2 protein-coding genes are annotated in these 2,959 nt (G+C 58.2%); both read left to right on the forward strand.

Annotation, left to right across the window (positions count from 1 at the left end; all coding sequences use genetic code 11):
• A partial coding sequence (locus H5U08_RS14470) for a CRTAC1 family protein (RefSeq protein ID WP_297034535.1) occupies nucleotides 1–1,059 on the forward strand: 1,059 nt, incomplete at its 5' end.
• A gap of 133 nt (nucleotides 1,060–1,192) precedes the next feature.
• Nucleotides 1,193–2,695 carry a tetratricopeptide repeat protein gene (locus H5U08_RS14475; RefSeq protein WP_297034538.1) on the forward strand — a complete coding sequence of 501 codons (1,503 nt, stop codon included), beginning with the start codon at nucleotides 1,193–1,195 and terminating at the stop codon, nucleotides 2,693–2,695.
• The last annotated feature ends 264 nt before the right edge of the window (nucleotides 2,696–2,959 follow it).

Genomic DNA, 2,959 nt, shown 5'->3' on the forward strand with positions numbered 1-2,959 from the left:
AAAGGCCTTCGCATCTACCCGGATCCCTCGCGATTTGCCGTCTTTCCTGATATGCTCTTTCACAACAATCACGATGGGACGTTCACCGACGTCAGTGAGCAGTCCGGTGTGAACAAGCATCGCGGCCGCGGGATGGGAATCGTGTGTGCCGATTACGATAACGACGGCGACACGGATATTTTTGTTAACAGCGACGGACCGCCCGGCAACTCTCTTCTCAAAAACGATGGGACCGGCCGGTTTGAGGATATCGGAATGCTGGCAGGTGTGGCTTTCGACTCGGCGGGGCTGGCTCACGGAGCGATGGGAGTCGACGCCGGTGACTATGACAACGATGGTCTGATCGACTTTTATGTCACGTCATATCAGGGACAACTGGCAACTCTCTATCGCAATCTGGGCAACGATCTTTTCGACGATGTCACGCAACTGACGGGGGCGGGAACGCGATCGCTCAACCAGGTCACCTGGGGATGTACGCTGGCCGACTTCAATAACGATGGCTTTAAAGATATCTTCTATGTATGTGGGCATCTCATCGACAATATTGAACAACTCGACGATACAACCTCGCTGGCGGCATCGCCCGTTCTCCTTTTGAACGACGGCACGGGAAAGTTCGTGGACGTCTCGGCGGAGGCCGGTCTGACGATGAAATCCGTCGGACGGGGCGCTGCATTCGACGATCTGGATAACGACGGGCTTCTGGACGTGGTGATCCTCAACACCCGGCGTCCTCCCACGATCCTTCGCAACGAAACAGTGACGAGCAATCACTGGCTGGAGGTGCAGCTTGTGGGCCGTCAAACGAATCGCGACGGGGTGGGCTCCCACGTCATCGTGCAGACCGGGGATCTCACGCAGGTGGACGAGGTCCACAGCGGTCGCGGATATCAGAGCCACTACGGCATGCGTCTGCATTTTGGCCTGGGACCCCACCAAACCGTGGATCGCCTGGAAGTTCGCTGGCTGAGTGGTCACGTGGATATCTTCAAGAATATTCCCGCGGATCGACGCATCGTGGTGACGGAAGGTGAAGGATGGCGTGAGGTTCATTGAGCACTCGGGGTGTCCGCCCACAAGAATAACGTTGTGCGTCCCCAAATTGCATGATTGAGTGGGCGGGCCAGGAAAGGGTCGCTGAAGAACCTCAAGCCGATGTGGAACACGAAGCGGGTTCGGGAACTGTCCCATGTCCGCCGACAGGTCGCCCACCAACGGTCCTCCGAATATGGACGAATCATCAGCCGTAAAAACCGCCGAAGCGAACGCCTCCCCCAACACCGATGGACGCCGCGCGTCGGGCTGGATGGTGCTTGCCGGGCTGCTCGCGCTGGTGGCGATGGTTTTCATCTTCGCCCGAGTCAGCGGCCCGCGAATGGTCCAGTCACCGGAAGAGAAGGCTGCGGAGCAACACGCGTCACACCCCGCCAAAAAAGAGGTGCATCCCGCCGCTTCTGCCAACCCACCCCTTCCGAAGAACACGGCCGAGTTGATCGAGGAGGTACGTCAGGAAATCGTCACCATTCGGCAGCGGTATCCGGACGACATTGATTGCCGGGAGATGGAAGCCCGCTTTCTGGATTGGGTGGGAAAGTCGGAAGAGGCGGTGGCCATTTGGAACGAATGTCTCCAGAAAAATCCCCAGTACGCGCATGCGTATGTGGGACTTGCCTCGGTGGCCTTCAAACGGGGTGAATACGAACAGGCGGTCACGTGGGCCCGGCAGGCGATTGGGCTCGATCCGGGTTACTATCGAGCACGCGATATCTGCGCGGAGGCCCTTTTAAATCTGGCTCGTCCTCAGGAAGCCGTGGAGGTACTCGCCGATTATCTCCAGAAGGATCCCCGGGCGCATGGATTATTCCTTTTGGGACGAGCGTACACACTACTCCAGGAGTGGGACCGTGCGGCAGAGGCGTATGAAGCCGCGGTGCGAAAATATCCCGATTATGCAGAAGCGTTTTACGCGCTCTCCCGCGTGTATCTGCGGCAGGGGAAACGGGCGGAAGCGGAAAAAATCCTGGCGAGGTACTGGGAACTCATGAAAAAGCGGGATCTGCACGTGGAGGGGATGCCCCTCGGCACCGATTTTAAAGAGGCCTCGGTGAACGCGGCCATCATCGAGAGCGACCTTGGTCGCATCTATCTGGCCAAAGGCAACCGAGAGGAGGCTGTGCGTTTATGGCATCGGGCCATTGCTCTCGATCCGTCCCATCTTGCCGCGAGGGAAATGCTGGCCCAGCTTGCCCTCCAGGAACATCGCGACGCCGACGCAATCGCCCAGTACAAAAAGCTCATGGAGCTTGATCCCATGAGCCTGCAATATCCGCTTGTGCTGGCGGCGATTCTGTCGCGGAATCAGCGGCTTTCCGAGGCCGAGCAGATTCTCAGGGCATTCTGCGAACGGTGGCCGGAACGACCTGAGGGTTACGTGGCCATCGCCCAATTCTATCTGGCGGTGGCCGGCCGTGCCGACGAAGCCCTGAAGGCTGCGGAAAAAGCGGTGGCAATTGCGGGCACCGCGGCGAACTATGCTCTCCTTGCCCAGGCCGCCCATGCGGCAGGAGATGTAAACAAGGCGGAGCAGGCACTCCAAACGGCGATGGAGCTTGCCCCCGGCCGACCGGAGTGGGAGAGGCTTCGCGAGATGATCCTGCAGGAAACATCAGCCAGGCAAAGCGGTCAACCGTGATTGAAAAAGGGGCCGGTTTTCTGTTTCAATGATTGAGTGCCGTTAGATGACGGAAAAAGGGGACCCCATCGTGGTAAGGCAATGGGCTGGTCAATCAGAGGGCACGCATGATCACGGGGAAAGGGTAATCAAACGTTGAATGGCCATTCATGAATTTCTCTTACCCAAATCTGACCGTTTTGCTTGCCGTCAGCGTGTTGTAGGGGCGATTCATGAATCGCCCCTACCGGTGGTAGGTTGGGACTGGGAGAAATACCAGCGGCT

This window comes from Thermogutta sp. (assembly GCF_014359955.1).
In the GTDB taxonomy this organism is placed as follows: Bacteria; Planctomycetota; Planctomycetia; order Pirellulales; family Thermoguttaceae; genus Thermogutta.

What these genes read in the sequence shown, in the direction of transcription:
- H5U08_RS14475 (WP_297034538.1), top strand. Translation starts at nt 1,193, where the DNA reads ATGTCCGCCGACAGGTCGCCCACCAACGGTCCTCCGAATATGGACGAA.